Genomic DNA, 25,280 nt, shown 5'->3' on the forward strand with positions numbered 1-25,280 from the left:
AATGAACGTATTGATTGTGGATGACGAATATTCGATCCGAGAAGGACTTCGCGACATGTTAAAGCAGTTTGCCATTTCCGGCATTCCGATACACCAGGTTGAAACATCAATTGACGGTAAACACGCGATGGATGTTCTTCATTATTATCATTTTGACTTATTGATCACCGACGTGCGAATGCCAGGGATGGACGGGTTAACGTTATTAGAACATGTGCAAAGCCGATTTCCAAAAATGAAGACAATTATACTTAGCGGCTTTGATGATTTCGCATACGTCCAACAAGCTTTGCGTCTAGGAGCTGTAGATTATCTGCTCAAACCGGTAAACGTGACCGATCTGACGAAAACGATCGAGCGTATTTCAACCGGGTTAAACGATAACTATAACATTCATCGAAGCTGGAAGCGCTTTAACGAGCTGGATGCATTTAAATTATTGACAGTCGTCGATATTGACAATCCTCAAGAATCCCGTGCCCTTGAATTTGGAGATTGGCAAACTCTTTCGTGGATGCTTAGAAAATCCTCATTTGAAATCTTACAAGATATGACTGGCGTATACCTCATTGAAGAGATGGAGTCTCGGATGGATAGCTGTAATATGATATGCGGCTTCACCGGCGAGTCTCCCGAACGAGCCATGGAGCAATTCGAACGATTCGCCTCTACTCTGTTCGAATTTTGGAAGGATCGCGTGCGTTTATCCATTAGTATCGGAGTATCCCGTCCTTACCGGCACGATCATTCGGAAGAAGCTCCCTATTCGGAAGCTCTGACAGCACTGCTTACGAGACTTTACAGAGGCAGCTGTATTCAGAAATACCCTGAGGATGAACAAGCTGAGATGGGTTCCGCTTCCTTTGCTCGCTTATGGCAACAGCTTGAAGCCTCTCTCGACGTCGGTGATATCGATCGTGTCATCGAACGCCTCCATGACTTTGTTCGCGAGAGTATGAAGCAAGGTACTCCGCGTCAGCTTATGTGGTCCGTGGAACGCTTGATGCTGGATCTGAATGGGCGCATTAATCAGAATGCACTAATTCCTTTTTCGATAGAAGCACGTCACATTACTCAGAAAGTCAATCAAATGCAATGGTCACGCAGCGAGGAAGCGTTGCAGCAGCAAATCGGAAAATGGATAAACGATCTTCTTCTGTCTAACGATCCCGAAGAGCAGGAAGGGCAAATCATGCTCAAAGCCAAAAAATATATCCGTGAACATTTGGGAGAAATGATTTCATTAGAGGAGGTCAGTCAACATACCTATATAAGCAGGTCACATCTAAGCCGACTTTTCCGCAATCGAACAGGGCAAACCTTTCTGGAATACCTAACTGACTTAAGAATCGAAGAGTCCAAAAAAATGCTTACGGAGCCTGGAATTAAAATATATGAAGTAGCCGAAAAGCTAGGTTATCGAGATTGGAAGCATTTCAGCAGGACCTTTAAAAATAAAACAGGGTATGGTCCCGCTGAATACAGAGCCAATCTCAATATCAGTCCATTAGAGTAAAAGCAACCTCATAGGTTATGCCCGGTACATCGATGCAAAGCTCGTACCAGTCGTCAGCAAGCTTTGTTATGATATTCTGCCCCGCATTTGGATCGTGGCGGCTGCGGAAATGCAGCCGCCCCTTACCTGCAGGTATCGAACAACGTATCGACTCGCGATTCATGAATACATATACTTCACCTGCAGGCACAGGAACTTGTCCCTCCATCCATTCAAGCTCTCCAAGCGCTGGACGAATGAATACCTCCTCATAGCCGGGCCTTGCGGGAGTCACTCCGAGATAGTATCTGCCGATCAAATATATCGGACTAGCCCCCCAGGCATGGCAAAGGCTCTTGCCATACTTGCGTCCGTACATGGCATACTGATCCGGCATCGCTATAGCAGGATCATACTCTTCCCAGAAAGAGGTTGCTCCCAAATCCAGCATGCCACCCCAATAATCCAACATTTCATGGAGAACAAACGATTGTTCACCCACCTCGCACAAAGCCGCAAGCTCATAAAATCGCATATTAGGAGTCGTAATTTTCGGAACGGAAGGATTCAGGAGCACCTGCTCCTTCACTCGATTCATCTGTTTGGCATCCGCAAATCCATACAGCACTGCCATCATGTTAGGATGTTTAGTCACGAACGCATCGAGTGAGCCGTTAATGATGCGATGAATATAGGCCCCTCTTTCTTCGTCCCAAAAGAGCTGGCGAATTTTCTTCCGAAGTTGTTCGGCTTGGGGCCGATAGTAGTCGCCTGACGCCACATCACCCAACAGCTCCGCAAAACGAACAATGGACTCCAGGGAGAGGCAGTACAGCATTTGCTCGAAAGCCAGTGCTCCTTCCTTATCCATATCCGCCCAATCCACAAATACCCAATCGCCATTCTGCCCCTCTAACATGCCATCTTCATTTGACCGTGATTCACAGAACTTGATCAGGCGCAGCATGGAATCGTATTGGTCTCTAATAAACGACAAATCTCCAGTGAATTGATAGTAATCTTCAAGTCCCATAAACCAATAAAGGGTATAGTCCATAATCGTGTTCAAATGATGCTCAATTGGATCCTTTCCTCTAAGCGCGATCATCGTTCTCTGTGTTACCGGAAGGTCAAAGAACAGATAATAGTTCATGAGATAGCTTTGATACGCATCCCCCGACCAAACCCAACGATCCCGTTTGATCCCGTCAAGGAAAAATTCCCGAGTATTCAGATGGAACGTATAAGAGGATACCTCCCATATTTGGTTTAGCTTTTCATTGGAAGACTTGAATTGACCACGATAGGTCAGCGGCAAATATTCATACAGTAATGTGACGGAGCCAATGCTCACACCTTCATCGGACGTGATCCGAACATACCGAAGGGCGCGTGAACGAGACATAGTTAAACTCGTAGTCAAGCTAGTGACATCAACGATATCATAAGTCTCGCAATGCTCGAAGTCGTTCGCCTCCTCGAGCGATTCGCCGTAAACAAGCCGTACCTTGCCTTGCCCTTGTATATCATGAAGCTGTACATAGCCGAAGGTTTCCTTGCCAAAATCTATGAGCAATGCTCCTTCTTTAGAAACAGTGTTCACCGGTTCAATCTCTATCGTATCCAATCTGAAGTCTGATGGCGGAATCTCCTGCTGATGAAAGCCTGCACGCCCAGCCTTCACGTAGCCGGATTGCCACAAATGACTGACTTCCCAATTATGATCCGACTTAACGGTTGGACCCTCCACAAATAAAGAAGGGACTCTTGTGAAATGATGGACTTGAACGAAGATCGAATGCTCCCCGGCTTGAATGACAACTCCTTGCTCTGGGGAATTCATCGTTACATCGTCGATCTGCAGCATAAACTCTCCATCTGCCCTAAAAACAACAGATTCCGCTGCCTCTAAATGTACGGTCCTCCGAAATCTAACTGCCGTGTATGGACTATCGACACGCCAGATTGGCGGAATCGTTATTCTTCGTTCATCACGTCTGAATTCCACTTCTCGGCGAAGCCATATTTCGAAGTCACCTGGGTAAAAAATCCACTCGGCTCTTTTACTCTCCATTCATTCACACCTCCATGTATTCAAAACCGTTTGGTACCTATTCTATCAATCATCGTATAGGCATAAAAGGAGCTAATTACATCAAAATGGAATGAAAATAACTATTACGCCTCCCGAGAGTTACCGTCGCCAGCTCCGAACGCGCTACCAAACCATAGAGCGATGCTTTGCTGACGCCAGGGAGCTTCACGTGCTTCGTTATTGTCGTTATCACGGACGCAAGAAGGTGCAGCAACAAGCTTTGATGACGCAACCTGCGAACTTAAAGAAGATCGCCAATATCCTGGCCAAGAAGGCGAGATAAGGAGCGATCTTCTTCAGTTCAGAATCAAAATGGCCTTCATCCTGAATTAACAGGATTTCTTCTGTCGTATTCCAATATAAACTACCTTCAATCGATAAACCCAATCTTCCGCAGCATGCGGTCGATCATCGCGGCCGCTTCCTCCCTTGTCGTCGTCTCCTTGGGGAGCAGTTGGTTATTCCCGTTGCCTACGATCAGACCGGCTTGCAAGGCCGCGGACATCTCATCCCTTGCCCAAGGCGATATTTCGCCTGCGTCTCGAAAACGATTCAGGATCCCAACGTTGGCCCGATCCGGTCGATCAACCGCGTAGCGCATCCCCGAAACGATCATGACCGCTGCTTCTTCCCGGCTGATTCGATCCTCAGGACGGAAATTGCCCGTCTCGTCCCCCTGCACCAATCCTTCACGGAAAGCCGTTACCACCGCATCGGCATACCAGCTTGCCGGGTCCACATCCTTGAATCCGGCCACTCCCACCGCCACTACCTGCAAACCCAGGGATCGCGCCAACATCGCCGTCATTTCCGCGCGGGTCACCGGAGCATCCGGAGCGAATCTTGTGTCATCCATACCGTTAACAATCAGCTTCGAGCCGAGCCGATTGACGACCTCTTCCGACCACAGGCCCTTCACATCCGCGAATGCCTTTTCGTGAACAAGCACGGCAGCGATGCCGCCTGAACGGCTCTGAAACGCCGCTTTAGCTCCCTCCATTCGGGACGGTGCGTAATGGTAGGTTTGATTCGATCGATCGTAGCGTGCCCCGATTCGTGCAGTGGGATCTCCTGCGTCATCCAAAGCCAAAGTATAAGCAACATAATCTGCGTAGCGATCCATGTTCCGTTCCTCGTAATCCGTCATCACCGTCAATTCCAACTCAACAGGAACCCCTGCCAATCGGGCGCCGATCGCCGCAGCCGCTTGCTTCATATCTCGCAGAAGGATGGAATCGGCGAGACGGATTGTTAGTTTCGTTCCTGATACCTCTGCTGTGTCGATCTCGGACAACACCGCCACCGGCAAGTCGGTTCTAATTGTCACGATTGTTTATTCTACGTACATCCGGCTGACACCGTCCAGCTCGCACCTGGTTGCAGATCCCCACCATGAGCGGTCCTCATCTAGTAATCGCTTCCCCCCACGCGTCGCGCAGCAACGACACTCCTAACGCCAGCTCCTCCTCGCTCAGGTCGCCTAAGCCCAGGTACACGGTCGCCTCCCCCTTGCCGGGAATCGACCCCATCCAGGTTCGGGCGTAGTCGTACACCCGAACACCTCCGTCCGCGGCCAGCTCCATCAGCTCCGCCGCCGTGCGCTCCGTCCGCACGGTCACGCCGAGATGGAGTCCGGCGCTGCCTCCGAAGACGGCGATGGCGTCTCCAAAATACTCCTGCAGGAGCTGCGACAATCGTTGATGCTTCCTTCGATAGGCATTGCGCATCCGGCGGATATGCCGATACCAATGCCCCTGCTCGATAAATGTCCGCATGGCCAATTGGTCCATGCGGGAAGGAACGCTTAGCAGGTGGCCAATGGCGCCCAGCCGGGGCAGCAGCGCTTCCGGTATGACCATGTAATTCATACGGAAAGCGGGCGCGAACGCCTTCGAAAACGTACCGACATAGATCACTCTGCCTCCGGGATCAAGGCTATGCATGGAGGGGATCGGCTTGCCCCGGTAACGAAATTCCCCGTCATAATCGTCCTCGATAATGTAGGCGCCCCTCTCCCGTGCCCATTCCAGAAGCTTCAAGCGTTCTCCGTACGGCATGACAGCCCCGGTAGGAAATTGATGCGAAGGCGTGACGTAGACGATATCCGCCTTGCTCTCCTCCAGCTCCTCCAGACGGATGCCCAGCTCTCCGACGGGGATAGGCTCCACGACAGTTCCGGCCGTCAGGAATACATCCCTAACGGTACGGAAGCCGGGCTCTTCGGTCGCCGCGATTGCGATGCGATCCAGCAGGGACAATATCACCTTCAGGCTGCCGGCCATGCCCACGCCGACGACGATCTGCTCCGGCGAGCAGATTACGCCCCGCGATTGCCCGAGATACTCCGCCAGTATGGCGCGCAACTCATACTCCCCCTGCGGGTCTCCGTAACCGCTGTGATTCAGGAATTCATGCTCAAGCGTATCATGCAGCGCCTTCTTCCACGCGCGAAGCGGAAACAAAGCCGCATCCACCCCGACCGGGTTGAAGTCGATGCGATAAGCTCTCGGGGGCTGGAGAACGCCCTCCCGGAATTGCCGTTCCGACAGCGGGATGTCGGGGTATAACCCCGCCCTTCCATTCTTTTGTCTCCCCGCGTCCGGGATCGTTCCCGCTCGGGGAGCTACGGCGAACAGCCCGGATCGCGGCTTGCTCACGGCGTACCCCTCGGCGACAAGCATCTGATATGCAGTTTCGATCGGCGTCTTGCTCAGCTGAAGCGCGGCTTGCAGCGCTCTTACGGAAGGAAGCCTCGATCCGTCCGCAATGCTTCCGTTCGTAATCCGATTCCGGATTTCATCATAAAGCTGCCTGTATTGAGGCTGATTGGAGCCCGAGTCGGCGTCCAGCCAAATGTCCAGCATATTTGTCCCTCCTCATCGAGGTCAATCTGTCTTTTAATTTTCGCGAATTCTGTCCATTTATTGCAAGTCAGTTTTATTGTAAAGTAAGCTGCATGAACCCGCAATGATGAAGGAGAGATGCTCTTATGATACTTACCGCAACGGAAATAAAAGCCTATCTAAAGCGGCTGGATATATCGGACATCGAAGCGCCGAGCTATTCGTACTTAAAGCGATTGCACCGCGCCCACGTGGAGCGGCTGTCCTGGCAAACGCTCGATATCGTCGCCGGCAGACCGGCGTCCATCGATCTTGAACATTCCGTCGGACTTGTCTTGAGCGGTAGGAGCGGCTACTGCTTCCACTTAAACGGGGCGTTCGGCACGTTGCTTCGTTCTTTGGGATTCCGCGTGAACTGGCATCGGGCGGGCGTGCAGCCCGCAGGCATGGAACCGAGGATCAACGGCTTTCATCTGGCTCTAACGGTCGGAACAAGCAATGAGGACGGCGAAGAGGAGCTTTGGATCGCGGATGCGGGACTCGGCGATATGCCCCATGATCCCCTTCCTCTTGCGCAGGGAATCTATCATCAGGGACCTTTCGCGTATACCGTGACGCATTCGGAGCTGGCGGAGAACGGCTGGCGGCTTGTGCATGACCCCCTCGCGACGTTCGCCGGGGTCGACGTGGCGCCGGAGATCGTTCAGGATTTGACTCCGTTCTACGACAAACACGCCTATTACAGCACATCGCCGGAATCCCCTTGGCTGCATACGTTTTTGGTGCGCCATCGTCATGCGACTGGCAGCAACGAATTGCGGGGCTGCGTGTGGAGCAGGCGCGAGGGAGGGCATATAACCAAAACGGAGCTCGCTTCTCAAACCCAATGGCTGGACGTGCTCGGAGACGTGTTCGGCGAACCTCTTGTCGCCTATGACTCGGCAGACCGGGATGCCTTGTGGAAGCTGGTGCGAGGCTGGCACGAGGAGTGGTTGCGGTCGCGGGAACAAGCCGGCGCGGTCGACGGCTAAGCCGCTGTCTTGACGCGCCGGGCAACAGAAATCGCTTTAAACTTTGATTTTTATTCCGCTGCGCCGACAGGATTACCGTTCGACCGGCACGCAAATTTCGCAAAAATCATGGATTTCCATATTGCCGACGTATCTTTCGATAATCGGCTTATCGGCTTGACGAAGCCCACTATTGTGCATAGCCGGGAAAATAGCGCCCCATGCTTGTTGAACATCTTCTGGCGTATGTTTGACCGTAAATATCGCGTATTCTCCGCCAACGAGCTCCCTTTCGCCGATCGCCCCATCAATCGCGTTATGGTCGGCAAGAACAATGCAAGCATCGTATCTGCATTGCTGGGGTGAAGTTATTCGAGGGTCGTCGTTGGCGATTCCCAATAATACGGTCGACTCCGTAAGCAGCCCCTTCGCCCTCGACCATTCCTTTATTTGTTGCATGGCTTGAGTATTGGCCGGGCCGTATGGCCCCGTCTGCCTCACATAGGCAAGGCGGTAATTCGGGAGAATCTCCATTCTCATATTCATCGTATCATCCCTTTCGGTTCATTATGCGTTACCCATCGAATGCTAACATGTTATAAAAAGATATGCATTATTATATTAAAATGAAAATATTTACATTTAATTTCATTGATTATACGATGGTACTATAAAAGATAGAACTTCTTGCATAGTCCTTTGTGCAGTATGATGCAAGTAATGGAACGCGGAGTGTGTTCTGCACGAAGGGGGAATACCGCAATATGCAGGTGTCTTTCAAACAAATGTTCATGAGAAAGCTGATAAGCGCAGCTATTGTGACTTCCTTATTTTCGATTCTTTTACCTTGGAGCGGTTTCGATCCATTCGACAACTATAGTCGTCTCTATTCTTTTAAAGACCACCTGCACGACGCCATCGGCTACACAATGATATACATGATATATGCCGCGCCTGTTATTTATATCTACGGGGTTCTGACGTCCGCGATCAGCGAGCTGATTGCCCGCGCCGCGACATCGCGCAAGTGGCTGCGGCTGGCTATATCGGCCAACCTGCATGCCGCTTTTGGTCTGGTTCTCCTGTACTTCAGCCTTTTTGCAGCCATCTTATTTTTCCTGGCCGATACCCTCTTGGCGATATTCCGTAAGAAACCGTACACCATACAATTCGCGCTTGCAAGCATGCTACTGCCTCTGACCATTTGGCTTGCGTGCTTGGCCTATATCCATATCATGGGTTGAATTGCAGAGGGTACAAATAAATAACCAACAACACCAGCTAACAACGATAGCACCTGCTAACGGACATGAGAAACCTTATTTCGATGAAATCGCCCGCACTCGTGTTCTAAGAGACAAGAACGACGCTATTTGGGCCAAAAGCCTCTCCAAACCGCTCCACGGACCTCAATAAGCTCTTTCCTGTCTGTTAGAATTGGAAATCGGCGTTTTCCGCCCCAATAACGTCGCTGGTGTCCGTTAGCCGCGCAGGCCCGTCCTCATCCCCCTCCCCATCCCCCTCATGCACAAAAAAACCTGCCCCATAAAGGCAGGTCGACTCATTCGATAGATGTGGAGGGGAATTCCGTCCGGCCCAGGCCCCATGGGTCCTAAACGGGTCCTAAAGGGTTGGAGCTGTCGTGTTCTGCCGGTATTCCGAAGGCGTGCAGCCGGCCTTCTTGCGGAAGATCTGGGAGAAGTGGCGGACGTCGGGATAACCCACCTTTTCGGCGATTTCGCCGATCTTGAGCTCCGAATCCCGGAGCAGCTCCATCGCTCGCTCGAGACGCAGCCCCGTCACGTATTCCTTGAAGCCGCCGCCCGTCTTCTGCTTGAACAGCTGGCTGAAGTAAACAGGGTTCAAATAAACGACGGAGGACACCTTCTCCAGCGTCAGCTCGGAGGCCATATGGGAGCGAATATATTGAATCGCCACCTCCACCGCCTTCTCGCCGCCGCTGGCATAATGATCGTAGACCTGCGATTCCGACGACTTGTGCATTCGCTTGACTTGCTCCGGCACGGTGTCCAGGTCGGTAATCCGGTCGGAGTGGACGACCTGAAACGGAATCTTGAGATAACGCTTGAGATGCGAACGCATCTGCTCGATCAGCGGACCCAGCCCCTGCTCCTCCCGCAGCGTGACGAGTCCAAGCAGACTCTTGGAGTCGACGCTGGCGACGAACCCGTCGCCGGCGGAGTCGATCAGCTCGGACATGACGTTTTCCACGATAAAGTGCTCCAGCCTGAGATCGGTTTCGCTGTCGAGACGCAGCATGATGAGATGAAAGTACGGATGATTGCCTACGAATGGCGCCAGATCGATGCCGCCCAGGTCCAGATCGGAAGCCCATCTGGCAAAGATCGCTTCGCGAAGGAAACGGAGATTGCGAGACAGCAGCTGGGCTTCCTTGTTCCGTTCGTTCTCTTTCTCGATCTCCAATTCAAGCTCCTTGATCTTGTCGATCAGCGTATCCTTGCCGATCGGCTTCAGCAAATAATCCTTCGCACCGAGACGCACGGCCTCCTTCGCGTAAGCGAATTCGGAGTAAGCCGAGATGACGATCCACTTGATATGGGAGTGGCGACCCCGCGATATTTCGATAAGCTCCAGCCCCGTCATGCCCGGCATAAGCACATCGGTCAGCACAAGATCGATAGGCAGGCTTTTGAGCAGCTCCACGGCCGCTTCGGGACTGTCCGCCATGACCACGCGATGCTGCGGGAACGCTTTGCGTATCGTCCGCTCAACACCGCTCCTTATCACTTCTTCGTCGTCGACGACCAAAATGTTCATCCCTTTGCCTCCTCTCTCTCCTGAGCCGGGAACGACGCGATCACAGCCGTCCCTTGCCCCTTGACGCTTTCGATACGAAGTCCGTACGTTTCTCCGAACATGAGCCGGATACGGCGGTGGACGTTGAGCAGCCCGATGCCCCTGCGCTCTTGCGACTGCCCGCCGCCGGCCAAAGCTGGCATATTCCCGGCATCGCCGATCGACCTGTTGTCCTCTATTCCGATTGCTTTCGAAACGTCCAAAGCTCGATTAGGCAGAGTCGACTTATGGGATGATCCCCCGCCTGACTGCCCCGGCATAACGGAATGCTCCTCCAGCATGTCGCTCAGCCTCTCGAGCGTTTCTTCATCCATGCCGACGCCGTCGTCCTCCACAACGATCTCCAGCCTGCCACCGTCAGCCTCCCTGGAGTAAACGCGCAGCAGACCCGGACGGTTCAGCGGCTCCAGCCCGTATTTGACCGCGTTCTCCACGATGGGCTGAAGAATCATTTTCGGGACTTCGATATCCAGCCACTTCTCCTCGACCTCGATGGAGGTCGTCACTCTATCCCCCAAGCGAGTCTCGATAATCGTAAAATAATGCCTGAATTGCTCCAGCTCCAGCCGAAGCTTCGCCTTCGACGCTTCCTCCCAATCGCTGCTGTAGCGGAAGATGCGGGACAGCGCCAAAATGACGCGGCCTAACCGGTCGTTTTCCCGCTCGTCCAGCATCCAGTAGATCATATCGAGCGTGTTGAACAGGAAGTGCGGGTTCACCTGCGATTGCAAAGCTTGCAACTGCGCGTTCTTCTCGCTGATGGAGGCCAGCTTGATCCTCTCGATCAGTTCGTCCATCTGCTGAACCATCCGGTTGAAGGAGCCGACGAGCACGTTAATCTCGTAATACGAACGCACTTGCACTTCGCCCTTGAAATTGCCTAGTTCGACCATCTTCATCTGCTGGATGAGCCGCTTGAACGGCGAGGAAAACGAACGCGAGACGAAAGTGGCCAGCACTGTTGCCGCGACGATGAGAATGAGCGCAAGCGTAATGAGGAACTGCTGCGTTTCCTTGAGCTCCAGCCGCAGCTCATTGTTCGGCGTGACGCCGATCATCGTCCAATCCGCCATGCCGATTCGCGCTGCCGTCGATGTGACGTCATCCGAGTCGCGCACGACGACCTCGCCCTGTCGCAGCGTTCCCGGCCAATCCGCTGGCACAACGGCCGGTTCGACGCCTTCGGAAGCACCGGTGCGAATGATTTCTTCGCCTCCCGCGCCTCGAATAATAACCTGGCTCCCCGGCCCAAGGCTTGCGTTCGTAAGCGCCGTCTCGATAGCGTCGGCGTCCGTCTCGATCAGCACGATGCCGATCGACTTCAGCGTATCAAATTCGTACAACTGTCTCCCGAATGCAAAAACAGGCCGCTGAATTCCCGCGCTCATTAGCGATTCCGGAAACACGCCCAGCCATTTCATCTCCCCCGTCGATCCCTTGAGCTCGGTAAACCAGGACGTCTCCGAATATTGCCTTACGCTGGCTCCGTTGGTCCGGTCGAAGCTGAACACCTTGTCGTAGTTGGTTACGATATGGATGCCTACCGTATCGCTGCGCGAATAAAAGATGGCGCCGATAATGTCGGTAATCCGCTTCTCCAGCTGCACGGCCTCGACGGATTCCGATCCGGCGTATTGCTTGAGCAGACGGATGAGCTCATAGTTGCTGTTCAGCGATTTGGTGACGCTGTCATACCCTCTTAGCAGCAGGTCGAACAGATTGACGGTTTGCGATATATTTTTTTCGGCGATGGAGCCTACCCGATCCCTGATCTGCTCCGTCGCCCGCTGGTAATAAACCACCGTGACGACGAGCAGAAGACCCAGCATGCTAAGAAGGAACATGGGAAACAGGCGGCCGTGAATGGATTGGAATTTGTTCATCTCTCCATCTTACCCCTTTACGGCGCCTGCTACCATCCCTTTTGTAATTCGCTCGGAGAGCAGAAAATAGACGACGATGACCGGCAGCGCGCCAAGCACCAGGAATGCGCCGATGGCGCCATAGTTGACGGAATACTGGCTGACGAAGCTGTTTACGCCGAACGGAAGCGTCTTGAGCTTCTCCGACGAGATGAATGTCGCGGCCAGAATGTATTCGTTCCAAATGTTGATGAAGGTCAGAATGCACACGGTCACAATAGGCGGTACGGAGATCGGCAAAATGATGCTGCGGAAGATCCGGAATACGCCCGCGCCGTCGATAATCGCCGACTCCTCGATCTCGTGCGGGATCGCCTTCATGAAGCCGCTCAGGATGAAGACCGAGATCGGCGTCTGGAACGCGATGTACGGCAAGATCAGAGACAGGTGCGTATTTAGAATGTCCATATTTTTGAAAATAATCATAAGCGGCAGCAGCGTGCTTTGCAGCGGAATCATCATGCCGAGCAGGAACAGCAGCAGTACCAGCTGGCCATACTTCCAGCGGAATCGCGTAATGGCGAAAGCGGCCAAAGCAGCCAGCACGATGACGCTGGCCATCGTAATCGACGTGACGAACAGGCTGTTGCCGAGGTATCTCCAGTAATTGCCGCTCTCGATGGCGGCGCTGTAGTTCTCGATCTGCCAGACGGACGGCAAGGAGAAGAAGCTGCCGGACAGAATCTCGTCGTTCGTTTTGAACGAATACAGGAACAGCCAGAGCAGCGGGTAGAGCTGCGTGACGAGCAGGATGCCCAGCACGATGTAGATCAGCGGCTTGGCGACGGAGATGCGGCTGCCTCCCGTGCGGACAGTCGCGTCCGGCGTGGTCGCCGTGGTCGCGGTTCGGCTCATGACAAGCGCCTCCTTCTTACGTATACTTTTTGTCCAATCGATTGAACAGGAAGTTGATGATGACGGTCGCGATCAGACAGACGGCGACGAGAAAGGTCGCGATGGCGCTTCCGTATCCGAACTTCTGCGACAGGATCGACATCTTGTACATATGGCTGGCAATTACGTCGGTTGCGTTGCCCGGCCCGCCGCCCGTCATAACCATAATCAGGTCGAAGGACTGCAGGGAACCGATGAAGGACAGCACGAAGGAAATTTTAAAGATCGGGATGATCATGGGTAACGTTATATAACGATCGGCCTTGAAGCCATCTGCGCCGTCGATCTTGGCAGCTTCGTAGATATCGGCCGGAATGTTCTGTACGCCAGTGAACTGGATGAGAATATGGTAGCCCAGGTACTGCCACAGGCCTACGACGATAATCGCAAAGATCGCGATCTTCGGCTCGGTCAGCCAGGAGTGGGTCCAGCTCTCCAGCCCGATTGTTTCGAGAATTTGGTTGATCATCCCCCCCATGGAGCCGGGGTTATAGATCGTTTTCCATAGTTGGCCAATAACGACCACGGACAGAATAACAGGCAGAAAATAACTGGAAACCAAAAAATTCGGTTTGCGCACGTAACGGCTAATTAAGATCGACACAAACAGGGCAAGCGGCAATTGAATAAGCATCGAAAATCCCGCAAGCAGGAAGGTGCGTCCGACCGCCGGCCAGAACACCGTGTCGCTCGTCAGCATGTACTTGAAATTATCCAGCCCGACGAACGTCGAGGCTCCGATTCCATTCCAATCCAGCATGGCGCTGTATACGGACACGAGGATCGGTACAAAAACCAAACCGACATATAACAAAACGCAAGGCAGCACGAACGCCGCGATGGTCCACTTGGACACTTTCAATACGTTCAAGGCATCCATCTCCTTCTCACAAAACCTTCGCTAGCCGACACGGGCGGAGGGAGCGGCTATCAAGCTGCCCCTCCATTCCCACATCAACGGCTATGATTACATAAAGCGATTACTTGTTGTTTTCTTCGAAAGCTTTTTGATGTTCTTTGGCGACATCCGCCGCGTCTTTCTTGGATACGAACAGGTTCTGGATGCTTGTCAAGTGAACTTGGGACGTGCCAGGGTTCATCGTGTTGTCAAAGGAGATGTCTCCGCCTTTAACATCCTTAAACAAATCAAGTACTTGAATCGCCATGTTGGAATAACCTGCAGCCGCGAAGTCCTCTTCGATCGTCTGGGCGACGCCTACCGCGCCTTTGACCTTAAACGCTTCGATCGGGTAATTCTGCATGAAGTAGTTCAGGAAGTCCAACGTCACGTCCAGATGTTTGCTGTTCTTGGATACCGCGAATGCGGAGCCCGGAGCCAGCATGAATTCGTCAGGGTTGCCTTTGCCGTTAACCGTAGGGAACTTGAAGACGCCGATGTTGTCGTCCTTGTTCACTTCGGATGTCTCGATGCCGCCCGTAGCCCAGCTGCCCATATAGTACATGGCCGCTTTGCCCGTTTTGAACAGGTTCTCGCCCGCATTATAGTCGAAGGAAGTTGCGCCTTCCTGGAAGGCACCGACTTGAACCAGCGATTGGAACGCGTCTACGGCTTCGGCGAAAGCCGGGTCATTGAACGTTTTATTGCCGTCGGCTACGTCCTGCAGGAAGCCAGGGCCGTTCGTGCGGAGCAGGACGTTCATAAATAGGAACGAACCCGTCCAGGAATCCTTTTCCCCAATTGCAATCGGAGTAATACCGGCTGCTTTTAACGTTTTTGCCGCTTCTACCATTCCCTCAAAAGTCGTCGGCACTTCGACGCCGGCTTGCTTGAACAACGCTTTGTTGTAATAAACAAGGCCGATGTTGTTGCCGTCAGGCAGCGCGTACAGGTTGCCATCGAAAGTGTAGTAGTCCAGAATGCCTTCCTGGAACGTATCCTTGAGGCCGTTTTTCTCCACCATTTCGTTGAGCGGAGCGAACAGGTCCGCTTCCACGAACGGCTGCATCTGGGCGGCCGGGTTCACGATCGTAATGTCCGGCACTTCTTTGGAAGCCGCTTGCGTTTTGAGCTTCAGCTTCTGTTGGTCCGTATTCAAGGAATCCAGCTCGATCTTCACGTTAGGGTGATCCTTCTCGTAATTGGCTACGATCGTACGGATCATCTGGTATTTCGGATCGGATGAGTCAGGGTAGATGTTCTGGAACGTGATCGTCGCTTTTTCTCCGCCTTTATCCCCGCCGTTGCCGCCAGAGGCGCCTTCGTTTGTTCCCGTATTGCCTCCGTTATTGCCTCCGCAAGCGGTAAGACCGACCGCCAGGGCGCCAGCCATTAATACGCTTAATGTTTTGGTTGTTTTGTTAGCCATTTGTGTTTCCCCCTTAATGGTTATGACGTAATTATGCGCCAGGCTGACGGGTCTAACAATAAAGTTAATTAGGAGTTCATGTTTGTTTTTTTAAGGTGGGGGAACATATGGCGACGACGTTACCAGTTACGATGTGGGGTAGCGCGTGATGAGGAGGCACGGGATGGACCGGCTCTTTGGAACAAGTCTGCGGTTTCAATGCCTACGGTGGGCACCGAATAACGCAACTTTCGGAGTATATCCGCTGTTTTTGAAGCCTTCTTTGTCAACTACCATGTTCGAAAGCTTGAAGCTTGAAGCTTGAAGCTTGGAGCATGGAGCTTGGAGTTCGGAGCTCGCATACCGGCGGTACCCAGCTCCTTATCGATTCATCGCCCCTCGTTCACTAATTTAGCGGGAAAACGTCCCACTAAATTTATCGAATGTCACTTCAACAGGACTATAAAGGGAAAAACTCCCGCTAATTTTCAACACATCGCCTATAATGAGGCAAATACATCAAATTAGATGGCACATTTCCCTGTAATTACAAAATCAGTGGTTACTTTTGTGAATTAGAGGGCAGATTTCCTTTTATTGTTCTCCACACACCAACATCCATCCGTCGCAAATGTAACAAAAACAGCCCGGAGCTTATTGCGCTCCGGGCTGCCTTTGTTTGTTACAAGGTATTTAATGAGCCTTACATTCGATGTTCAAGATGTTTGGCCTGTATATAATAGCCACATTCCTCACTTGATTGATATATCCCCACGTCATATTGGGTTGGATCAACAAGATCACAAAAAACTGCCGGCGGCTGGAATCCCCATTTTATTTTGTCGAGCTCTAACGGGAATTTATTACCACCGAATTTGAAACAACTTCGTCGCCAACCGAACTCGCTCCTCGTCCTCCAGCTCCCACGATTCGAGCTCCGACCTCAGTTGTCCCATATTCAGATAACCTTTGGCAATGCCGTTCAGCCTGGCCGCGATCGTCGTGCCCGTCCAGGCTTCCGTGTTCTCCGACGGATATAAAGACTCCAGCTCGCTTACCGCGCTCGGGAACCGCTTCACGTAATACTTCTGATGCCTGTCTTCCGCAAGGTGGAATCCCGCGTACGGCGCAACCTCAGTATCAGGTCTGCCAAGCCCGGCCTTCTCCCTCTGTTCCAGCTCCGCGTCGATCGACGCTTTTTGGCCAACGTCGTGATAGAAGAGCAGCGACTGATATTGCCTCCCCTTATAGCCGTTAATATTTAACGGCGTATGGTTACTCCAAAACGTCCGGATAATATCTTCGAAAGTTATCATCGCCTCGTCAAATAGAAGCTCCACGGTCTCCGTATGATCGCCAAGCGCTCTGTAGGTCGGGTCGAGACGGCTTCCTCCCGCATAACCGACGCGGGTGCGAACGACGCCCGGCAACGCGCCGAACAAAGCTTCCGGACTCCAAAAGCAGCCCATGCCGAAGGTAGCGGTACGCAGCCTCCCGCCATCTCCATGACTCTGCACAGGCAACGTCAACGGCTTGTTGTCCGGCAAGTTATTCTCCATACCTCCCACCTCGCTTGATCCATAAACGATTTTCACACATATCCCATCCAACTCCTCAGCTCCGGCAACAGCCGCTTGGCATCCTCGTAGCCTTGCTCGTACAACGCCCCAAGCTTGGCCGGATCCCGCTCCATGCGGCCGACCGTCAACGTCTCGGATGGACGAATGACGAATGCGACGCCGGAACGCTCTTGCTCAGCGATGTAGGCCAGTGTCTCATTATAGACATCATGCCTGCGCAGCATCGTTTCCACCAGCTCGGGATACTTGCCGTACGCGCGGCGCGCCAGCCAGCCCATACGGTTCGGCGATTTGCGATATGACTCGTTGCGAGTCAATATAAGCACGTTGCGGCTATTGCCGTCCCCCTCGGACTTCCGAAGCGGAATGGGATCCGATAATCCTCCATCCAGCAGCTTCTTGCCGCCGAACTCCACGATTCTGGCGATAAAAGGAAGCGAGCTTGACGCTCGCAGCAACGGCAGCATATCGAAGCCGGGCTCGCCCTTTTCATAATAGACGCTCTCCCCAGTCTCGCAGTCCGTCGTTCCAATGACGTATCGCTCGGCGCTGTTCCGGAAGGCCTCATAATCAAAGGGCACCAGCCGGTTCGGAATCTCGTCGAAAATAAAGTCCATTCCAAACATCTCTCGCTTCTTCAGCAGATTGCCCCAAGAGATATAGCGCGGATCGCTGACGTAATCTACGTTGACCACACGGTTGCGCCCGGCCTGCCTGGACAAGTAGCTCGCGCCCATGCAGGCGTCAGCCGACACTCCGATATTATAAGGAAAGTACACATCATGCTCCATCAAACATTCCAGCACGCCAGCCGTATACACCGCCCGCATACCGCCACCCTCCAGCACGAGTCCGATTGTTTCCGACATAGGAAAACCTCCTCCGGTGATACCAATCTGACCCTAGTATACACCTGCGGAGGCGCAACGGCGAAATAAAGCCTCCGAGTCCGTCTAGCATCACGCGTCTAAGCACACGATAATTGAAGCGAAGAAAGCACCGGCCGGGTTAATAAAGAGAACCCGCTTCACGGATCCCCTCTTTAAGTTCCTCTCATTTAACGATCTGAGCGAGGACACTGCAATGCTATTCCATACCTCTTTCCACGATGATCTCTTTGATCGTTTACGCCAGCATGACAACGATGACAAACTTCATGACAGGGCGTAACTATCTGCTTCCGGGAAATTGATCTACGATAGGGGAGTCACGGCATTGTGACGCATTATTCTTTCGATCGGGAGGAATTTAATCATGGAGTTAAAACAAGTCATCAAGGTGCTTGCTATTGTGGCCATACTGGGGGGCATTGCGCGGATCGGCATGGCGCCGAGCTCCTATATATGGGGGCTCGACAGCATGCCGGAGCTGGTGTTTGGTTTTATCGCATGTATATTTATGGGGATCGGCATCATCGGCGTGTACCTTCACTCCTTGCCGCGGACAGGAATAATAGCACTCCTCTCCGTTCTGATGATCGCGATCGGCAGCATGCTGACCGTTGCCCTTGTCTGGTCGAACATGCTGGGCATTCAGACGGAGGATGACCCCATCATCGCGCCGGTGCTGAGCGCAAATTCCATCATGACTCTTCTGGGACAGATCGTCCTTGGCATCATCATGATTCGTGCGCGAATTTATCCGTTATGGGTAATGGTTTTGTTTATGATCTACCCTTTTATCTACTTCATCCCCGCCGTCTCCAATATGGGATCGGTCGCATGGGGACTCTGCTACATCGTTTTCGGATGGTATATGCTAAACGATCGCAGAGTCAGAGCGTAAGACGCTCAGCCCCCGTTCTTTGTTCCCGTGCGCATCGTCAGCAACGTCTTGAGCTCAAGGCGGTGCGCATAAGCCAGCAGCAGCGTGTTGACCATTCCGAACACGGCGAGATGAAGCTCGGCGAATCCGCTCCGAAGGAGCATCCAGGCCGTCAGCAGCAGCATCCCAAACACGATCTGGGTTCCGTCCGACACGCTGGAAGACGGCTTCCCCCTACGGAGCAGCTTGCCGCCGAGCAAAAGAACAGCCAATAGGACCGCATATGCAAGTGCGGCCGCACCCCCCGTAAGAGCGCTCCACACCCCAAACGTGACGGCAACGGCCTTGCCGCCCCTCCCCCGCAGAAACGGCGAGAACATATGGCCCAGTACGGCAGCCGCGGAGGGAAGCACTAAAGAGTAGCCGTTCACTCCTCCTGCGTGAATGAGCAGCCATATCGGAAAAAAACCTTTGAGAAAGTCGAGCGCAATGCCCCAGATACCAAAGACGGCGCCCGCTGATTTCCACAGGTTAGCGGCCCCGGGATTGCCGTCCCCGACTCTCTTTACGTTATGACCCGCCAGCAAGCCAAGCCAATAGGAGAACATAAAGGACCCGCATAAAAAGCAGAGTATCGTCCAGCAAACGTATGGAAGCACCATCATGACGGCCTCCCCCCCGTCCTATCTCTGGCCGCCTCGGTCTCCCCAGTACCCTTAGTCTCGATGTCCCCGCCATCTCCTCTACTCTTGCCACCTGCCCCATCCCCCCGCTTCCCGCCTACTTGCACCTCCCTGCCTTTCCAGGCGACTCGGCCAAAAAAGGCGACTTGAATGACGGAATAGAGCATAACGAACAGGAAGAACAGCGTGCTGATGCCGTGAATCGCCGGAAGCCATCGCCCGAACATGCCCGTATAACGAACAAAATAATAGATCTGCGCCGTATACAGCACGTACGCGATGCCCAGCGGAATCCCCCATTGCGTCCCTAAGAAAAATGGCGCGGACTCCGACGCCGCCAAACCGATCAGCCATATGGCGACGAGCAGCGTCGTCCAAGGGCTCAGCTTGCTTGTGCTGAGCACGGCGCCCTTGCTAAAGCCTTCCACCTCGCTGCGTATGCCGCCGGGATACATGCGGAAGGAGACCAGACCGTGACCGATATAGTTGTGAATGGCAATGCCAGCTTCCCTGAATCGTGCGCCTAGTCCCAGATCGTCGAGCAGCTCCCCTTTCACGCCTTCATGACCGCCCGCCCTCTCGTAGTCCTCCCTCGTCGCCACGATGCAAGCCCCGTATAAACCTTGGGCGGGATTGCGCCGTTCCATGGGCGAGGTGAAAGCGAACAGCCCCAGCAGATTGGGAATGAGCGAGAGCCGCTCGTAGAAACGTTCTGTCTGATGATATGGCACGACGGATAATACGCCGCCCCTCCTCTCTCTTGCAGCCAGCAAGGAGAATAGCGAATTCGTAGCAAGGCGGACATCGGCATCCAGGAAGATGAGGATGTCGCCTTTTGCAGCTTTGAAGCCGGTCGTCACCGCCCAATTCTTGCCCGTCCAGCCAGAGGGAAGCGGCGGGCTTGCAATGACGTTGACGCCGAAGCTCTCCGCGATGGCCCGCGTACGGTCCTCGGAATGGTCGTCGACGACAATAAGGTCCAGCCCCTCCATGGACTGGACCTGAAGCGAACCGAGCAGGTACGGCAGATTGCTCTCCTCGTTCCTGGCCGGAATAATAACGGACGGCTGTCCATTCATGCGGAACACGCCCCCGTTCTCCCGGGGAACCGTATTCCTGCGGAACAGCAGAAACCCCGCCGCGCAGGACGCGGCAAGGAGACAGACGAGAAAAATCCCTGCCATGCCTTCGCCTCCCTCAGAAGGGTGTAGAGCTATACTCTACATTATATGGCGGTCCTCTCCTCCGATATGAGCATCGCATTAAAATCATTCCAGCGCGCCCGAGCTTGCCACTTCAGCCCGAGCGTGCCGGATTTTACGCCGAAGCCTCTCAGGCTCCCCGCATGATCTTGGAATCTCTCGGCAGCAGCAAGGCCAGCAAACCAAGGAGCGGCAAATAGGAGCAAGCCTTGATAACCTGCTCGACGCCATGAGAATCGATCATGGAGCCCATGACGACTGAGCCGAGTCCCGCCAGTCCGAAGGATACGCCGAAAAATAGACCGGCAATCGTTCCTACATGGCCGGGCAGCATTTCCTGCGCGTATACGATAATGACGGAGAAACCCGACATCAGAATAAGCCCGATTGCAATGCATAGCAGCACGGCGGCCGTTGGCCCCGCGTAAGGCAGCAAGAGCGAAAACGGCGCGGTTCCCAAAATGGAGAACCAAATCACTTTCTGCCGGCCGAACCGGTCGGCCAGAGGTCCGCCGAAGAACGTGCCCGCCATCCCTGCGAATTGAAGAGCGAACAGGCAGATTTGCGCGTTTTTCAGGGAGAGTCCATATTTGTCCATATAGTAGAAGGAATAGTACCCGGTCATGCCGGCGAGATAGACGAATTTCGCGAACAGCATCAGGACGAGCACAGACATGACGTAGATGATAAACGGTTTGCTGAACGTTGCTTTGCCTGCCGTATCTGTTTTTTTCTTCGCGACTGGACGTTCTTGCACATGCTCCCGATACCACTTGCTTACGCGCGTTTGTATGACAATCCCGACAAGAGCAAGCAAGACGAACCAGAGGAAACCGTATTGCCCTTGCGGGCTGATCACATAGGCGACCATAAGCGGCGCGAGCGCCTGACCGGTATTGCCTCCCACCTGGAAGATCGACTGCGCGAAGCCTTTGCTCCTGCCGGCGGCCAAATGCGCGACTCGAGAAGATTCCGGATGCAAAATGGAGGAGCCCACTCCGATAAGGACGGACGCAAGCAACAGATAGAGCAGCGATGGAGCGACGGCGAATCCGATCATGCCCAGCAACGTGAATAACATTCCCAGCGGCAAAAGACTTGGCATCGGCCTCCGATCGGTGTAAGATCCGATTAACGGTTGCAAAATCGACGCCGAGATATTAAGCGCAAAAGCGACCCATCCTATTTCCGCAAAGCTGAGTTGAAGCTTTTGCTGGAATAGGGGGAAAACGGCGGGAACGACGGACTGCATGACATCGTTTAACAGATGCGCGGCGCTTACGCTAAGAAGAATGGTGAAAGCCGTGTTCGTACCGGCTTGGGCGGCTGCCCCTCTTGGTGTCATCGTATATAGACATCCTTTCTGCCAATGATGTTCTAATGCTACAACCAAGCATGTCATGGCGTCGCTCGCGATTATTGCTCCCTTCGAGCACGAATTGCTATAGCCTGACAATGCGTGTTCAAAAAGTACGGTTTTCAGCACCGAGAAGATTGAATGAAAGTAGAAACTGAGGAGCGGAGCGTAGTGGAAGCTACGTGAGCACCGGAAGTTTCGCTTGAATTCAAGATTCGATGTCGAGTAGGCTTCATGGCATACTTCGTGATCAAAAGCGGACTTTTTGAACAACCTCTAACGGGGAGACTGGAGAAAACATGCAAATTCAATTATCGCTGCCGGATATAGAAGTTGTTCAAATCGCGAATGCGTTCGAGAACGTTCCGCATACGCATGACGGACATTATCAACTGACGATTCCCACGCACGGCACCTGTTACTTCACGCATGAGAATAAGCAAATGACGCTCGTGCCGGGAGAAGCGCTTCTTCTCCATGCCGATGACAGACATTGCTTCCATATCGGCGACGACGCCGGAGTCATTGTTGCCATTACGGAAGGCGGACGATTCGACGCCTCTCTTACAGAGGTACGAGGACGCGAAGAGGCTGCATTGCGCCTAAAGGTAGAGCCCGGCCTCGTTAAAGCCCGCTTCCGCAGGTGGCTGGATCTGTCCATGCCCTCCGGGGAGCTGCTGGCCGAACAGCAGTCGGAGACGCTGATCCTGAACGAGTTGCGCGAGCTCATGCAGGGAGGCGCGGAGAAGGGGCTCCTGCCCGATAAGGAGCAGTCCCTTCATTCGTCGGACAAACATATGATGCAGGCTGTGGAATATATGCGGGCTCATTACACGGAGGCGATCAGAATCGACGATGCGGCGGCCATTGCGCTCCAGAGCCGGTTCCACTTCATCCGTTCCTTCAAAGCCGCCACCGGCTATGCGCCTTATCAATTTGTTCTCCATCTTCGCATGGAGGAAGCGCGGCGACTATTGAAGGGGACAGCTCATTCCGTGATGGAAATCAGCTTTATGCTGGGCTTCTCGACGCCAAGCCAGTTTTACCGGGTTTTCGAGAAGTCTACGGGGGCGACCCCGGAGCAGTATCGTCTGCGTCAATAGGTGTGCGCGGGTAGGCAGGCGCTAATGTGCGAGTTCGTCGCGGAGGAAGCTTCAATACGCGAGTTTCGTCGCGTGGAGGCAGGGGCAAATGTGCGAGTTCGCCGCGTAACGGACAGGAAAGACGTTATTGTTCGATTTTTTTACGTTTTTAAAATCTAACGGACATCCATGACCTTATTTGCCCCATCTGTTCAGTATTTTGCTATAACCCAACCTAATAAAGTCTCCTCTGTCCGTTACAATGAGAAGAGCTCACAAAACGTGCAAATAGTGTCGCTGATGTCTGTTAGCATCGTAAGTTATTATCCGAGTTAAATGGTTCGGTTCATAACCATCCATAACACAAAAAGAACCACGGCCCGGGATGGCGTCGTGGTTCATATTATCTCATCTTATCTACACATCTCGGCTACATACTGCCTCCTCATGTTTGCTCCGCATACGCCTTCAGTCCGTCAACGATGGCCCGGGCCATCCGATTCTGCCCTTCTTCGCTCAGGATAGCGGTTTCCTCCGCCACATTGGACAGGTAGCCGGTCTCGATGAGCAGCGAGGGAACCTTGCTCAGCGTGAGTACCTTCAGCTCGTTCAGCCGAATCCCCCGATCCCTGAATCCCATTGCGTCTACGAGTTCTTCATGAATCGCCTCCGCCAGAAGCAGACCATTATCGTAACGATAAAATGTCTCCGAACCAGAGACGCTGCTGTCTTCGTAGGCATTGCCATGAATAGAGACGAAAGCGTCAGCCGGCCAGTCATTGGCCATACCGGCACGGTCCTCAAGCTCCACGAACGTATCGTCCGTACGGGTCATCCGGACTTCGAAGCGCGAATCCTCCAACAGCAGATCATACACACGCTTCGCGATTGCCAGATTGCTGACCTTTTCAAATATTCCGCTGGCTCCCGTGGAACCCGGATCCTTGCCTCCGTGTCCAGCGTCAATCACTATTTTAAACGTATCCTTCGCCGATTCGGAATCGGAATCAATGCCTCCCGAGCTGATTTGCTCGGTCTTATTTTCTTTTCCTCCGAGCGTTCTCGGCATCTCTCCGCCATCTTTCGCAAATTGGGTCATATAGAGAAAGATACCTGCAATAGCAACGAGCAGCATTAGCGAAAGCGTCTTGAATCTGGCCGTTCTTGAATGTCTAGTCGTTCTTTCCATTAAGATGACGCCCTCCCGAATGTAATAGATGATGCCTCTACTACGTTATATCATCCAGAAATCATGGGATCGTCTACAACTTGCAACAAAATTGTCTCTAAAATAAATTCTAACACGAAAAAAGATAGAGCAGATCAATTCGCCAGATTAAATTTTAAAGCGCTTACTGCTGAAGCTTGTTGACGGGGATTCCGTCAGAACGCATCCACCGATCCGACATCATAAACTTGATAAATGCCCAAGCTTCTTGTTTGACCGCGGATGCGGCGTTCATCCCGACCGTCGAATCGACATCTTCGGCGAAGCCCCGCTGGAAGAAGAACAACGGCATACCGTATAAACCGCCTCCGACCTTGGCATTATCCAGCATGTTGGTGAAATATTGCTCACGATTAAAAGTCGCATCCCGCTCGATCAGTGTCTCCAGGTTGACAAGCAAACCCTGCTGCACGTAATGCTCGATCGGCAATAGATCCATTTCCAAAATATCCGGCCCTTTGCCCGCCAGCATCGCCGCATTCGTGGTTTTTACGAATCTCTCCAGATCCTTCTCGAATCTGGAGTCGTTTGTTTGGATATAGTGCAGCTCGATCTCGATATCGGGATGCAGCGCTTCGAACCTGGTTTTCGCTTCCGCGAAGCGGACATCCGGCCAGAAGGACGCGAACACAACCTTCCTCTTTCCTTTGCCGCCCGATGCCTTGCCTTGGCCGCTACCATGAAACGGGCCTCCGTTCCATGCGGCGCCTTCGCCGCCGGCGTAAATTCCGCCTTTCGACGAACCGCTTGCGCCTCCCATGGAATGGCCCGGCGAGCTGCCGCCGCCCGCTCCCCTTCCACTGCAAGCAGCCAATAGGATCACGAGCAACCAGATCAGCGCCACGGCCATGATTCCGATTGTCCCTCTTAAGGTTATCATTGTCGAACACACCCTCTCATTCTGATGTCGTCCGGCTTACGCTTGCACCTCTTAACTGTAGGACAATCTTGTCACCAAAGCTTGCCCGAGATGTCTACAAG

General features: G+C 53.1%; 22 protein-coding genes. 6 read left to right on the plus strand and 16 right to left on the minus strand.

Going from position 1 to position 25,280, the window contains the following annotated elements:
• The first annotated feature begins 1 nt into the window (after nucleotide 1).
• Nucleotides 2-1,516 (plus strand): response regulator transcription factor, encoded by a 1,515-nt coding sequence (locus H7F31_RS32765; RefSeq protein WP_187102265.1) that lies wholly within the window; start codon nucleotides 2-4, stop codon nucleotides 1,514-1,516.
• Here the strand turns inward: H7F31_RS32765 and H7F31_RS32770 are convergent.
• Nucleotides 1,500-3,569 carry an alpha-L-rhamnosidase-related protein gene (locus tag H7F31_RS32770; RefSeq protein ID WP_187102266.1) on the minus strand — a complete coding sequence of 690 codons (2,070 nt, stop codon included), beginning with the start codon at nucleotides 3,567-3,569 and terminating at the stop codon, nucleotides 1,500-1,502. The genes H7F31_RS32765 and H7F31_RS32770 overlap by 17 nt on opposite strands.
• A gap of 103 nt (nucleotides 3,570-3,672) precedes the next feature.
• Between H7F31_RS32770 and H7F31_RS32775 the strand changes: the two genes are divergently transcribed.
• The gene (locus tag H7F31_RS32775; RefSeq protein ID WP_261800592.1) at nucleotides 3,673-3,873 is read left to right on the plus strand and encodes a transposase; all 201 of its coding nucleotides are present in this window, start codon (nucleotides 3,673-3,675) and stop codon (nucleotides 3,871-3,873) included.
• A gap of 87 nt (nucleotides 3,874-3,960) precedes the next feature.
• Here the strand turns inward: H7F31_RS32775 and H7F31_RS32780 are convergent, their stop codons facing one another.
• On the minus strand, nucleotides 3,961-4,917 hold the full coding sequence (locus tag H7F31_RS32780) for an S-layer homology domain-containing protein (protein ID WP_187102268.1): 957 nt from the start codon (nucleotides 4,915-4,917) through the stop codon (nucleotides 3,961-3,963).
• Nucleotides 4,918-4,993: 76 nt separating this feature from the next.
• On the minus strand, nucleotides 4,994-6,454 hold the full coding sequence (locus tag H7F31_RS32785; RefSeq protein WP_187102269.1) for a MocR-like pyridoxine biosynthesis transcription factor PdxR: 1,461 nt from the start codon (nucleotides 6,452-6,454) through the stop codon (nucleotides 4,994-4,996).
• Between the two features lie 125 nt (nucleotides 6,455-6,579).
• Between H7F31_RS32785 and H7F31_RS32790 the strand changes: the two genes are divergently transcribed.
• Nucleotides 6,580-7,464, plus strand: coding sequence for an arylamine N-acetyltransferase family protein (locus H7F31_RS32790; protein WP_187102270.1), 885 nt, complete (start codon nucleotides 6,580-6,582; stop codon nucleotides 7,462-7,464).
• A gap of 72 nt (nucleotides 7,465-7,536) precedes the next feature.
• Here the strand turns inward: H7F31_RS32790 and H7F31_RS32795 are convergent, their stop codons facing one another.
• Nucleotides 7,537-7,989, minus strand: coding sequence for an AraC family transcriptional regulator (locus tag H7F31_RS32795; protein ID WP_187102271.1), 453 nt, complete (start codon nucleotides 7,987-7,989; stop codon nucleotides 7,537-7,539).
• Between the two features lie 218 nt (nucleotides 7,990-8,207).
• Between H7F31_RS32795 and H7F31_RS32800 the strand changes: the two genes are divergently transcribed.
• A complete protein-coding gene (locus H7F31_RS32800) occupies nucleotides 8,208-8,687 on the plus strand; it encodes a hypothetical protein (protein WP_187102272.1) in 480 nt (159 codons plus the stop codon).
• A gap of 379 nt (nucleotides 8,688-9,066) precedes the next feature.
• Here H7F31_RS32800 and H7F31_RS32805 read toward each other — a convergent pair whose 3' ends face one another.
• From H7F31_RS32805 to H7F31_RS32835, 7 genes are all read right to left on the minus strand, one after another.
• Complete coding sequence (locus H7F31_RS32805) at nucleotides 9,067-10,242, minus strand: response regulator (protein WP_187102273.1); 1,176 nt, start codon at nucleotides 10,240-10,242, stop codon at nucleotides 9,067-9,069.
• Entirely contained in the window at nucleotides 10,239-12,164 is a 1,926-nt protein-coding gene (locus H7F31_RS32810; protein ID WP_187102274.1) for a sensor histidine kinase, read from the minus strand. The genes H7F31_RS32805 and H7F31_RS32810 overlap by 4 nt, the downstream gene beginning before the upstream one ends.
• 9 nt (nucleotides 12,165-12,173) lie before the next feature.
• Entirely contained in the window at nucleotides 12,174-13,058 is an 885-nt protein-coding gene (locus H7F31_RS32815; RefSeq protein WP_187102275.1) for a carbohydrate ABC transporter permease, read from the minus strand.
• Between the two features lie 16 nt (nucleotides 13,059-13,074).
• Nucleotides 13,075-13,968, minus strand: a complete 894-nt coding sequence (locus H7F31_RS32820) for a carbohydrate ABC transporter permease (protein WP_187102276.1) — start codon at nucleotides 13,966-13,968, stop codon at nucleotides 13,075-13,077.
• Nucleotides 13,969-14,077: 109 nt separating this feature from the next.
• Nucleotides 14,078-15,424, minus strand: coding sequence for an extracellular solute-binding protein (locus H7F31_RS32825; RefSeq protein ID WP_187102277.1), 1,347 nt, complete (start codon nucleotides 15,422-15,424; stop codon nucleotides 14,078-14,080).
• Between the two features lie 842 nt (nucleotides 15,425-16,266).
• Nucleotides 16,267-16,998 carry a peptide-methionine (S)-S-oxide reductase MsrA gene (locus H7F31_RS32830; RefSeq protein WP_261800227.1) on the minus strand — a complete coding sequence of 244 codons (732 nt, stop codon included), beginning with the start codon at nucleotides 16,996-16,998 and terminating at the stop codon, nucleotides 16,267-16,269.
• Nucleotides 16,995-17,852, minus strand: a complete 858-nt coding sequence (locus H7F31_RS32835; protein ID WP_187102278.1) for a patatin-like phospholipase family protein — start codon at nucleotides 17,850-17,852, stop codon at nucleotides 16,995-16,997. Before H7F31_RS32835 ends, H7F31_RS32830 begins: the two co-directional genes overlap by 4 nt.
• A gap of 385 nt (nucleotides 17,853-18,237) precedes the next feature.
• On the opposite strand from H7F31_RS32835, the gene H7F31_RS32840 reads away from it, so the two are divergent.
• Nucleotides 18,238-18,768, plus strand: coding sequence for a hypothetical protein (locus tag H7F31_RS32840; RefSeq protein WP_187102279.1), 531 nt, complete (start codon nucleotides 18,238-18,240; stop codon nucleotides 18,766-18,768).
• Between the two features lie 5 nt (nucleotides 18,769-18,773).
• Here H7F31_RS32840 and H7F31_RS32845 read toward each other — a convergent pair whose 3' ends face one another.
• The 3 genes from H7F31_RS32845 to H7F31_RS32855 all read right to left on the minus strand — a co-directional run bounded on the left by H7F31_RS32845 (nucleotide 18,774) and on the right by H7F31_RS32855 (nucleotide 21,977).
• Nucleotides 18,774-19,412 carry a glycerol-3-phosphate acyltransferase gene (locus H7F31_RS32845; protein ID WP_261800228.1) on the minus strand — a complete coding sequence of 213 codons (639 nt, stop codon included), beginning with the start codon at nucleotides 19,410-19,412 and terminating at the stop codon, nucleotides 18,774-18,776.
• Nucleotides 19,409-20,614 (minus strand): glycosyltransferase, encoded by a 1,206-nt coding sequence (locus H7F31_RS32850; RefSeq protein WP_187102280.1) that lies wholly within the window; start codon nucleotides 20,612-20,614, stop codon nucleotides 19,409-19,411. The genes H7F31_RS32845 and H7F31_RS32850 overlap by 4 nt, the downstream gene beginning before the upstream one ends.
• A gap of 148 nt (nucleotides 20,615-20,762) precedes the next feature.
• Nucleotides 20,763-21,977, minus strand: coding sequence for an MFS transporter (locus H7F31_RS32855; protein ID WP_187102281.1), 1,215 nt, complete (start codon nucleotides 21,975-21,977; stop codon nucleotides 20,763-20,765).
• 311 nt (nucleotides 21,978-22,288) lie between these two features.
• Here H7F31_RS32855 and H7F31_RS32860 point away from each other — a divergent pair, with 311 nt between their 5' ends.
• Nucleotides 22,289-23,092, plus strand: coding sequence for an AraC family transcriptional regulator (locus H7F31_RS32860; RefSeq protein WP_187102282.1), 804 nt, complete (start codon nucleotides 22,289-22,291; stop codon nucleotides 23,090-23,092).
• Nucleotides 23,093-23,516: 424 nt separating this feature from the next.
• On the opposite strand, the gene H7F31_RS32865 is transcribed toward H7F31_RS32860, so the two are convergent.
• Together H7F31_RS32865 and H7F31_RS32870 are read right to left on the minus strand one after the other, a co-directional pair.
• Nucleotides 23,517-24,260: an N-acetylmuramoyl-L-alanine amidase family protein gene (locus H7F31_RS32865; RefSeq protein ID WP_187102283.1), complete on the minus strand. Its 744-nt coding sequence runs from the start codon at nucleotides 24,258-24,260 to the stop codon at nucleotides 23,517-23,519.
• Between the two features lie 163 nt (nucleotides 24,261-24,423).
• A complete protein-coding gene (locus H7F31_RS32870; protein ID WP_187102284.1) occupies nucleotides 24,424-25,179 on the minus strand; it encodes a type 2 periplasmic-binding domain-containing protein in 756 nt (251 codons plus the stop codon).
• Between the last annotated feature and the right edge of the window lie 101 nt (nucleotides 25,180-25,280).

Origin of the sequence: Paenibacillus sp. PAMC21692, assembly GCF_014303795.1 — a bacterium.
GTDB lineage: Bacteria > Bacillota > Bacilli > Paenibacillales > Paenibacillaceae > Pristimantibacillus > Pristimantibacillus agaridevorans.

Bases quoted from the DNA above. Each gene is read 5' to 3' on its own strand.
- H7F31_RS32795 (WP_187102271.1), bottom strand. From the start codon at position 7,989: ATGAATATGAGAATGGAGATTCTCCCGAATTACCGCCTTGCCTATGTG.
- H7F31_RS32860 (WP_187102282.1), top strand. From the start codon at position 22,289: ATGCAAATTCAATTATCGCTGCCGGATATAGAAGTTGTTCAAATCGCG.
- H7F31_RS32835 (WP_187102278.1), bottom strand. From the start codon at position 17,852: ATGTCGGAAACAATCGGACTCGTGCTGGAGGGTGGCGGTATGCGGGCG.
- H7F31_RS32845 (WP_261800228.1), bottom strand. From the start codon at position 19,412: ATGATGGTGCTTCCATACGTTTGCTGGACGATACTCTGCTTTTTATGC.
- H7F31_RS32765 (WP_187102265.1), top strand. From the start codon at position 2: ATGAACGTATTGATTGTGGATGACGAATATTCGATCCGAGAAGGACTT.
- H7F31_RS32825 (WP_187102277.1), bottom strand. From the start codon at position 15,424: ATGGCTAACAAAACAACCAAAACATTAAGCGTATTAATGGCTGGCGCC.
- H7F31_RS32855 (WP_187102281.1), bottom strand. From the start codon at position 21,977: ATGACACCAAGAGGGGCAGCCGCCCAAGCCGGTACGAACACGGCTTTC.
- H7F31_RS32815 (WP_187102275.1), bottom strand. From the start codon at position 13,058: ATGAGCCGAACCGCGACCACGGCGACCACGCCGGACGCGACTGTCCGC.
- H7F31_RS32810 (WP_187102274.1), bottom strand. From the start codon at position 12,164: ATGAACAAATTCCAATCCATTCACGGCCGCCTGTTTCCCATGTTCCTT.
- H7F31_RS32790 (WP_187102270.1), top strand. From the start codon at position 6,580: ATGATACTTACCGCAACGGAAATAAAAGCCTATCTAAAGCGGCTGGAT.
- H7F31_RS32805 (WP_187102273.1), bottom strand. From the start codon at position 10,242: ATGAACATTTTGGTCGTCGACGACGAAGAAGTGATAAGGAGCGGTGTT.
- H7F31_RS32800 (WP_187102272.1), top strand. From the start codon at position 8,208: ATGCAGGTGTCTTTCAAACAAATGTTCATGAGAAAGCTGATAAGCGCA.
- H7F31_RS32840 (WP_187102279.1), top strand. From the start codon at position 18,238: ATGGAGTTAAAACAAGTCATCAAGGTGCTTGCTATTGTGGCCATACTG.
- H7F31_RS32850 (WP_187102280.1), bottom strand. From the start codon at position 20,614: ATGGCAGGGATTTTTCTCGTCTGTCTCCTTGCCGCGTCCTGCGCGGCG.
- H7F31_RS32870 (WP_187102284.1), bottom strand. From the start codon at position 25,179: ATGATAACCTTAAGAGGGACAATCGGAATCATGGCCGTGGCGCTGATC.
- H7F31_RS32770 (WP_187102266.1), bottom strand. From the start codon at position 3,569: ATGGAGAGTAAAAGAGCCGAGTGGATTTTTTACCCAGGTGACTTCGAA.
- H7F31_RS32785 (WP_187102269.1), bottom strand. From the start codon at position 6,454: ATGCTGGACATTTGGCTGGACGCCGACTCGGGCTCCAATCAGCCTCAA.
- H7F31_RS32865 (WP_187102283.1), bottom strand. From the start codon at position 24,260: ATGGAAAGAACGACTAGACATTCAAGAACGGCCAGATTCAAGACGCTT.